Genomic DNA, 8767 nt, shown 5'->3' on the forward strand with positions numbered 1-8767 from the left:
CCGCCCACGTGTGCCGCCCCCGCCGCGCCGGTCAGGCGGCGTTCCAGGGCGGTCAGCATCTGCGCCGCGTTCTCGCGCAGCGCGTCGGCGGCGACGGGGTTCAGCATCTCCGCGAGCAGCGGGATGCCGATGTCGAACTCCGCGTGCAGCGAGACGGTGCTGTGCCCGGGCCCGGCGGGGCGCACGCCCCAGTGCCCGACGAATTCACCGAGATCCCCGCTGACCTGGCGGAAGTCGAAGCGGCGGGCCTCGTGGTCGATCACCTCGTCCTCGGTCCAGCGCAGGACGGACCCCTTGAGCCGCACCGACCAGGCGGTGGTGCGGTGCGTGGCGTCGGCCCGCGCGGTGACCGTCACGGCGTCCACGTTGTCCATGCAGTCGGGGTAGCGCTCGACGTCCACCACCGCCTCCCATGCCGCCTCGGGAGGCACGGCGATGGGCAGATCCACCTCTACTCGGGGCATGCGATGTCCTCGTCCTCATCCTCCCGGCCGGGCCGGGTCGCTCGTGTGTCTCGGGGTGCGCGGGCGGCCTCGGGCGCCGGTTCCCGCGGCGGCGCCGGACGTGCCTCGTGCGCCCCCGCGAGGGCGTCCGCCCGGGCCCCGGCCAGCGCGGGCGGCAGCAGCCGCCGCAGCAACGCCCGCCGGATCGGGCGCAGATGGGTGAGTGCGTACGTCTGCTCGACCAGCGCACAGCCCAGTTCCAGCTTGGGTACGTACGCGGTCTGCGCGAACCGGATGTGCCGGCAGCCCCGTTCGAGGGCCAGGCGGATCGCCGCGTAGTGCACGGCGTGGTAGAGGCGTGCCTCGTGGGCGAGTTCGTAGTCGAGGCCGATGCGTGCGCCGACCGCGCCGCCCCCGGCGAACAGGCAGAGCAGGAACGCCACCATGCGGTCGTCCTGGAAGCAGGCGACCAGCCGGCTCTCCTGCCCGCCGCCCGGACCCGCGGTGGCCGTCGTGGACGCGGCGAGGGCCGTCAGGAAGTCCGCGTCGAGGACGTCGAGTGTCTGGTCGGCGCGCGCCATCACCTGCCCGTACAGGTCGAGCATGGCCGGAACGAGGGGCCCCCAGTCGGCGACGGTCTCCGTTCTGAGTCCGGGCGTGGCGGCGGACTTGCGCAGCTTGCTGCGCGCGTTGCGCCGGGGCTTGGCGGGCAGCGCCGCCACGTACTCCTCGAACGACCCGTAGCCGAGGGTGAGTTCGGTGTCGGGCAGGCTCCGCACCGTGAAGAACCCGGCGTCCGCGAGCGCCTCTCCCAACGACGTGGGCTCGTCGGGCGAGTCGGGCGCGCCGGGGGCGTCGGGCGCGCCGAGTGCGCCGGGGGCGTTGGGCGCGCCGGGGGCGTCGAGGGCGTCGGGCGCGAAGTCCTTGAAGACGATCGTGCCGATCCGCTCCCGGCGCGCGAAGCCCTTGACCGCCCGCACGAGCAGCCGCGCGTCCTCGCCGGACAGCGGCTCCGCGCAGAGCAGGTGCCCCTGGCCGAGCAGGTTGCCGCAGAACAGCATCGGCACGCGCAGCAGCCAGGGCGCCCACCGCCGGACGGGCGCCAGCGTCCGCCGCTCGCGCGGGCCGACGACATCGTCCAGCCGCAGCCCCCGGAAGAGGCACAACGGCAGCACCGCGACGACGTTTCCGCCGCGCCTGAGCAGCAGATACGCGTACCCCTCGGGGCCGATGCGCCCCTTCTCCATCGCGGCGAACACATCACGTGTCCACATCGGGTCGTCACGGGGCGCGAGTTGCCGCCAGAGCCCGTCCGGCAGGGCGTCGACGCCGCGCACGACCTCCACCAGAGCGCCGCCGCCGCGCCCACCCGGGCGCCCCGAGCCACCCGTCTTCGTCCTCCGCACGCTGCCACCTCCTCCCTCGTACCTCATGAACCGCCTCAGCCGATCCGCAGGGGCGCGCCGTCCAGGAACTCCCGCAGCGGGCCGCCCATCCGGGAGCGCGACGGCGGGTGGAAGGTCAGGCCGGTCGCGGCCGACGCCAGGTAGCCCGCCTCGGGGCTGCCGACGAAGACCATCCCGCCCAGCGCGGCCTGGCAGGCGGTCGTGGTCCGCGCGATGGCGTCCTGCGCCGCGTACCGCGCGCACAACGCCTTGACCAGCAGGGCGTCCGTCCACCGGGCCGGGTCGAGATCCCCCATGACATGTGCCACCGCCTCGACCGACAGCGCCGCAGCCTCGATGTCGGCGAGGAACGGCGTCGGGTCCGCGGGCCCGCCCGGCTTCCGCAGTACCCGCTCCACCAGGGCGCTCGCGACCCCCACGTACCCGGCGGTGAGGAGGATCTCGAACCAGAGGAAGCCCGCGAGGTTCAGCGAGTCGGGTACCGCGTCCGCCGTGACATCGGTCATCACGACCATCTGCGGGTCGAGTTCGACGTCTGTGAGCACGACCTGGTCGCTCTCGGCCCCGGCGAGCACCGGGGTCCGCCAGAAGGGACGCACGTCGAGCCCCGGGGTGCCCGCCGGCACGACCGCGACCGCCAGCCGCTCGACTCCGTCCTCGCCCGTCATCACGACCGAGGCGGTGAGCAGGTCCATCGAACGGGACAGGCTGCACGGCATCTTGCTGCCGTTGAGCACGATCCGGCCGTCGTCGCGGCGGTGTGCGGTGATGTGCGGCTTCAGGATGTTCTGGCCGGTGTTGCCCTCGGCGAACGCGGACGCGAGCAGCAGGCGGTCCTTCGCGACCGCCTCAAGGAGCAGCCCCTCCAGCCCGTTGCCGTACGCGGCGGCCCGCACGAGCCCGGCGACGGAGAAGTGGTGCATGGTCGTCGCCACGGCGAGCGAGGGGCACCGCGAGCCGACCGCGCGCTGCACGCGTACGGCCTCCAGCGGGGTGGCGCCGAGGCCCGCGTTGTCCTTCGGCACCAGCAGAGCGGGCCCGCCCGCGGCGCGGAAGGCCGCGACGGCGGGGCTCGGGGCGCTCTCCAGTACGTCGAGCGGGTGCGCGGTCAGGGCGGCGTCGAGTCCCGGCAGGAGGGCCTCGGCGGTGGAACGTTCGATCTCCAGGAAGGTCACGGTCAACGCCTCTCGGAACGCGGGACGAAGGGACGGCGCATCCGGGCCGGGGGAACAGGTCGAGGGCCGGCCGTACGAGTCGGGGCCGGAAGCCGGACTTGGGGTCCGGGGCCGGGAGAAGGGGGGTCGAGGGTGGACCGTGCTGGTCCGTATGAACCCTGCGGGTCCGTATGAATGCTGCTGGTCCGTATGGAACGTGCTGGTGCTTGTGGGCCCGGGTCGGGGGCCCGCCGGGCCGGTCAGCCGCCCGTGGCCGTCGCCAGGGGCAGGCTCCCGAGCGCACGCGGGGCGGTGATCGGGTCGCGGGGGGGGGACCCCGGCCCTTCCGCCGGCCGCGCCGCGACGCGCTCCCGCATCCGTACGGCCTCGTCTCCGCTGAGCGTCCCGCCTACCGCTCGCGCCGCCGACTCAGCCTGTTCCAGCACCGGTTCCCGCCGGCCCCGCGGGTGTCGAAAGCGGCGGTGCGGCGGACAGCGGCAGCGAATCCGGATCGATCACCGGCCCCCTCCTGATCTTTCTCTCGCCCCCCACATCATGATCGATGCTAGCGATGCATCCATGTCCGTTCTTGCCGCTCCATCTCGTTTGAGAGGTTATGCGGCGAAGGTCCTGCCTGGACGGATCACGGCTCGCACGGGAGTCCGGGGCGCGCGCGATCCTTCCCGGGCGCACCCGCCCCACCTGCGGTTATCGCCGTACGCCGGCGTACGCGTACACCCCGGCGAACGCTCCCCGGCGCGACAACCGCGCCCCCGGTGCGTGGTGGCATCCGCTACGTTGCCCGCCATGACGGAACTCGAAGTCGCCTGGCCGCCCGCCCCGATCAGGACCGAGCGGCTCGTGCTGCGCGAACCAGAGACCCGGGACAACGCCGCGTTCATCGATCTGTACGCGTCACCGGAGGTGCACACCTATCTCGGCGGCCCCCGGCCACGCGGCGAGCTGGAGCGCGAGATGCCCGAGTCGGCCGGACGGCGTCCCGGGAGCTTCACCGTCGACCTGGACGGAGCGATGATCGGCCAGATCATGCTCACCAGGGACACGGGACAGCTCCGCAGGGCAGCCGGAAAGGTCGAGCTCGGCTACCTGTTCCTGCCGAGGGCGTGGGGACATGGATACGCCGCCGAGGCGTGCGCGGCGGCACTCGACTGGCTCGCGGGCGCGCTCCCCGGCGAGCCGGTGGTCCTCGCCACCCAGACCGCGAACGTCCGCTCGATGCGCCTCGCCGCGAAACTGGGGTTCGTCGAGGTGGAGCGCTTCGAGGCGTACGGCGCCGAGCAGTGGTTCGCCATGCGGTCCCCGGTCGCGCCCGGGCCGCTGCCGGACCAGCACCGTGTGCCGCTGCCGGACCAGCTGTAGTGACCCGCAGGGTTGTTGACGCGACTGATGGGTGGTCGACCGGTGGCGCGAGAAACACCCATCTCATCGGCACCATGAGCGACGGGCCTACCGCCGCGAACTCGCTCAACGAGCAGACGCCCGCCGTGGACCGTCAACCGTGCACTGGGGTGGGACACCTGTACCTCTGAGGGTGTGAGGACCTGGAGTGCGGACCGCTTCCTCCGGCGCCGGATGAGGCGGCTGGGCCGGGCACTGACCGGCGTGCTGATCAGGACTGCACGGCCGGCTTCAGGACGTTCTGGCACCACTGGCGGAAGTCGGTGGCTGTGGCGGAGGCCGGGTCGCGGGGTTCGGCGTCGTAGATGCCGTTGTTCTGCGCGTTGACCATGTCGGCCATGTCCTGGGCCAGCGACGGGCTCGCGCCGCGCTGCACCATCCGGTCCTGGAAGTCCGCGAGCGGCACCTGCTGGTAGCGCACCGTGCGGTCCAGGGTTTCCGTGATGATCTCTGCCATCGCGTCGGGCGTCAGGCTGTCCGGGCCGGCCAGGGGAACGCGGGCTTGACCGCTCCAGGTGTTGTCCAGGAGAAGATCTGCCGCCGCCGCGGCCACATCCTGGGTGGCGACGGTCAGCAACGTCCGGTCCGCGGAGTTCGCCATGGAGAACACGCCCTGCCGCGCGATCGGCTGGACCTGGCGCAGGACGTTCTCCATGAAGAACGGCAGTGCCAGCGCCCGATACTGCACGCCGGTGCTCTCGATCAGCTCGTCCATGTCGAGCGCGGCCGACAACAGGCCGGCCTCGCCGTCGTACCCGTCGCCCAGGGACGTGACGTGCACCATCCGCACGCCACGGCTCGCGGCTTCCCGGGCGGCGGCGTGAGTGAAGTCCAGGTAGTAGCTCCTGGCGGGGCCTGCGTCCCGGAAGCCTGCCGGCGGCACGAGCCAGAACAGCCGGTCCGCGCCCTCCAGCGCCTTCGCGATCGTGTCCGCGTCGGCGTGTGAGCCCTCCACCACCTCCACCTGCGCGCGCACGTGCTCAGGGAGGCGGGAGGAGTCGCGGGCGATCACCCGGACCGGCTCACCGCCGGCAAGGACGCGGTCCAGAACCTGTCGGCCGATGTCACCGGTGGGCGTAGTAATGACGAGCACGAGTGCCTCCATGCGTGGCGGTCGGCGGCGAACCCCAGGGGTGTGCCGGGTGGTCACTTTCGAGTGAACCCGGCGCAAAGGCGCAGGTGAAGTACCATCTTGGTCGCTATTGATACCCTGGCGGTATGAGTGATCTGGAGGTGCGGCAGCTCCGCTACTTTGTCGCGGTCGCGGAGGAGCTGCACTTCGGGCGCGCAGCCGACCGGCTGGGCATGGCACAGCCCCCGCTGTCCCGCACGATCCGGGACCTTGAACGACAGCTCGGCGTGACGCTGTTCGAACGGACCACCCGGCAGACGAAACTCACCGGTGCCGGGGAGGTCCTGCTGCGTGACGCCAGAACCGCCCTGGAGGCGGTCACCGCCGCTGCCCACCGGGCCCGGCATGCAGGCAGTGCGGCGCCGCGGCTGCGGATCGCACTCAAGGCCGACATCGACGGCGGTCTGCTGCCGCAGATCCTGGACACCTACGGCGCCGACCCCGCAGCCCTGCCTCCCGAGCTGGTCCTCGGAGGGTTCGGCGATCAACCCCAGGTGCTGCGTGATGGCCTCGCCGATGTCGCACTCGTGCTCTGCCCCATGGACGACCGCGGGTTGGAGAGCGAGCCGCTGCTGACCGAGCCGGTCCTGGTGGCCATGGCCGCCACCGACCCGCTCGCCGCCCGTACCGAGCTGTGCCTGGCCGACCTGGCCGGCCGAAACCTCCCCAGCGGCGCACCAGCAGACGCCGGGCGCGCCACGCCACCCGCCCCTGGGGCAACGAGGTCGGCCTCGAATTTGTCGGAGATCTTCAGCCTCGTCGAGACGGGCAGCATTGTGTTCTTCGCACCTGCCTCGGTCGCCCGACGCAACCCGCGCCCCGGGATTGCCTACCGGCCGGTCGGTGACCTGCCGAACTGCACACTGGTCGTCGCGTGGCCCCAGGACGCCCGCTCTCCGTCTGTCGCCGCTTTCGTACGCGCCGCTTGCTCGACGGCCGCCCACCATGTACGAGCGGAGAGCCACGTGCGGAACGCGACCGCCTGAGCACCGTCGACCATCGGCCGGGTCGGGCCCACAGCAACGAGCGAGTCGTCTGCCTGTGGTCAACAACGCTCGTGGTCAATACAACCAGCACGGTGCGCGGCTGCCGGACCAGCAGCGCGCGCGGCTGCCGGAGCGTTGCCCCCTACCGCCGCCGGAGACAACACCGCGTATGGAACAGCGCGGGCGAGGTGTGTCCGGGCCGCTTCTGGGCACTCCGTACGAAACCCCCGCATGCGCCACGAATCCGTCGGGAGGTCGACCTGCGGTGCCCGAACGTGACACGTACGAATACATCATCGTCGGCGGCGGGACAGCGGGCTGCGTCCTCGCGACGCGGCTGTCCGAGGACCCCGGCAGCCGTGTCCTCCTGCTGGAGGCCGGACCCGCAGAACCCCGGAGCGCCCCGCCGCGGCGCTGGCCCTCGCTGCTGGGCTCGGCCGCCGACTGGGCGGACACCACGGTGCCGCAGGGCTCCGCGGGCGACCGGGTGCCCTGGCCGCGCGGGCGCGGACTCGGCGGTTCCTCGGCGATCAACGCGATGGCGTTCCTGCGCGGCCACCGCTCCAGCTACGACGCGTGGGCCGCCGCGGGCGCGAAGGGATGGGGGTACGACGACCTCCTGCCGTACTTCAAGCGCAGCGAGAACGTCTCCGGTGTGCGGCGCCGCGACCCCGCCGTACGCGGGACGGCGGGCCCCCTGCGGGTCGCCCCGGCGGGGCACCACGACCGCCACCCGGTCGCGCGGGCGTTCCTCGCGGCGGCGGTGCAGGCCGGGCACCCGAGGACGGGCGACCTGGCGGCGGGCCTCACGATGGGGTTCGGCTGGGGGGACCTCAGCATCGTGGACGGCGCCCGGGAGAGCGCGGCGGACGCGTACCTGCGGCCCGTCCTCGACAGCCGGACGAACCTGCGGGTCGAGGCGGACTCCCCGGTGCGGCGGCTGCTGCTGGACGGCGCGGGGACGGACGAGCGGGCGGCGGACGGCCCGGACGGGGACGACCACGATCCGCACGGGCGGGCGCCGAGCGGGCAGGGGACGAGCGGGCAGGGGACGAGCGGGCCGGCGCCGAACGGGCCGGCGCCGAGCGGGCAGGGCAGGGTGCCGCGCTGCACGGGCGTCGAGTACGCGGCACCCGCCGGGCAGGACACCGGCGCCGGGCCGCGCACCGCACACTGCTCCCCCGGCGGCGAGGTCGTACTCGCCGCGGGTGCCGTCGGCTCGCCGCAGCTGCTCATGCTCTCCGGCCTCGGGCCCCGCGACCACCTGGACCAGACCGGCGTCGCCCCGCGCGTGGACCTGCCGGGCGTCGGCGCCAACCTCCAGGACCATGTCGCCTCCGGCCTCGTCTACCGGTCCGCCACCGCCGTGCCCCACTCCCGCAACAACCACGCCGAGGTGCTCGGACTGCTGCGCGGCGACCCGCGCGACCCGGCGTGCTCGGGCCCCGACCTCCAGCTCCGGCTCGTGGACGTCCCGCTGCGCGCGAAGGGCCTGGACGGGCCCGCCCCGGGCGACGGCTACACGATCATGGTGGGCCTCATGGCCCCGTACAGCCGGGGCACCGTGCGGCTCGCCGACGCGGACCCGGCCGCGCCGCCGCTGATCGACCCGCGCTACTACGCCGATCAGCACGACGCCGACCTCATGGTCACAGGGCTGCGCGCGGCACGCACGATCGGCGAGGCGCCCGCGCTGTCGCTGTGGCACGGCACGGAGGAACTGCCGGGCCCCGGCGCCGAGGACGACGACGCGCTGTGCGCGTACCTGTTCCGCAACCTGCACAGCCTCGGGCATTACGCGGGGACGTGCGCGATCGGCACCGACACGGACGCGGGGGCCGTCGTGGACACCGAGCTCCGGGTACGGGGCGTGGACGGCCTGCGCGTCGCGGACGCGTCGGTGATGCCGACGGTCGTCTCCGCGGACACGGAGGCGACGGTCTACGCCGTCGCGGAACGCGCGGCGGACCTGCTGCGCGGCTGACCCCACTGACACCACTGACCCCACCGACACCGCCGCCGGGCCCGCCGCCCGGGCCGCGTACGGGCGGGATACGGGCCGCGTACGGGCCCGGGGCAGAGGGCCCGGCGCCGCCCGGCCCGCCGCCGATCCCCCCGATCCCGCCGGGCCCTCAGGGCTTCGGCGGAACCCCCGGAGTTCCGGGGGGGGCCCCGCCGCGGGGGGGGGGGGGGGGGCGCGGGGGGCCCCCCCCCCCGCGCCCCCCCC

General features: G+C 73.7%; 8 protein-coding genes and 1 pseudogene (1 of these 9 cut by a window edge). 3 read left to right on the top strand and 6 right to left on the bottom strand.

From position 1 onward, the window contains the following. The 3 genes from LCE31_RS30965 to LCE31_RS30975 all read right to left on the bottom strand — a co-directional run. Window positions 1-464, bottom strand: a 464-nt coding sequence (locus LCE31_RS30965; protein WP_225020229.1) for a type II toxin-antitoxin system RatA family toxin, incomplete at its 3' end; no start/stop codon positions are given. Further along, entirely contained in the window at window positions 452-1849 is a 1398-nt protein-coding gene (locus tag LCE31_RS30970) for a GNAT family N-acetyltransferase (RefSeq protein WP_225020231.1), read from the bottom strand. The genes LCE31_RS30965 and LCE31_RS30970, both read right to left, overlap by 13 nt. A gap of 35 nt (window positions 1850-1884) precedes the next feature. Beyond that, entirely contained in the window at window positions 1885-3024 is a 1140-nt protein-coding gene (locus tag LCE31_RS30975) for an acyl-CoA dehydrogenase family protein (RefSeq protein WP_225020233.1), read from the bottom strand. Between the two features lie 786 nt (window positions 3025-3810). Between LCE31_RS30975 and LCE31_RS30980 the strand changes: the two genes are divergently transcribed. After that, window positions 3811-4383 carry a GNAT family N-acetyltransferase gene (locus tag LCE31_RS30980; RefSeq protein WP_225020235.1) on the top strand — a complete coding sequence of 191 codons (573 nt, stop codon included), beginning with the start codon at window positions 3811-3813 and terminating at the stop codon, window positions 4381-4383. A 40-nt stretch (window positions 4384-4423) separates the two neighbouring features. On the opposite strand, the pseudogene LCE31_RS30985 reads toward LCE31_RS30980, so the two are convergent. Both LCE31_RS30985 and LCE31_RS30990 read right to left on the bottom strand, forming a co-directional pair. Continuing rightward, a pseudogene (locus LCE31_RS30985) lies at window positions 4424-4541 on the bottom strand (IS481 family transposase); the annotation flags it as partial. Window positions 4542-4633: 92 nt separating this feature from the next. Then, the gene (locus LCE31_RS30990) at window positions 4634-5527 is read right to left on the bottom strand and encodes an NmrA family NAD(P)-binding protein (protein ID WP_263632508.1); all 894 of its coding nucleotides are present in this window, start codon (window positions 5525-5527) and stop codon (window positions 4634-4636) included. Window positions 5528-5640: 113 nt separating this feature from the next. Between LCE31_RS30990 and LCE31_RS30995 the strand changes: the two genes are divergently transcribed. Both LCE31_RS30995 and LCE31_RS31000 read left to right on the top strand, forming a co-directional pair. Beyond that, complete coding sequence (locus LCE31_RS30995; RefSeq protein WP_225020237.1) at window positions 5641-6540, top strand: LysR family transcriptional regulator; 900 nt, start codon at window positions 5641-5643, stop codon at window positions 6538-6540. Between the two features lie 265 nt (window positions 6541-6805). Next, the gene (locus LCE31_RS31000; RefSeq protein ID WP_225020239.1) at window positions 6806-8524 is read left to right on the top strand and encodes a GMC family oxidoreductase; all 1719 of its coding nucleotides are present in this window, start codon (window positions 6806-6808) and stop codon (window positions 8522-8524) included. Window positions 8525-8672: 148 nt separating this feature from the next. Here the strand turns inward: LCE31_RS31000 and LCE31_RS41375 are convergent, their stop codons facing one another. Continuing rightward, on the bottom strand, window positions 8673-8767 hold the 3' portion of the coding sequence (locus tag LCE31_RS41375) for a DUF6924 domain-containing protein (protein ID WP_374118600.1). 643 nt of this gene lie beyond the right edge of the window; 95 of the gene's 738 nt are visible here — the last part of the coding sequence; the start codon falls outside the window, past its right edge — the gene reads right to left on this strand; its stop codon occupies window positions 8673-8675.

Source organism: Streptomyces sp. 8L (assembly GCF_020176795.1).
GTDB lineage: Bacteria > Actinomycetota > Actinomycetes > Streptomycetales > Streptomycetaceae > Streptomyces.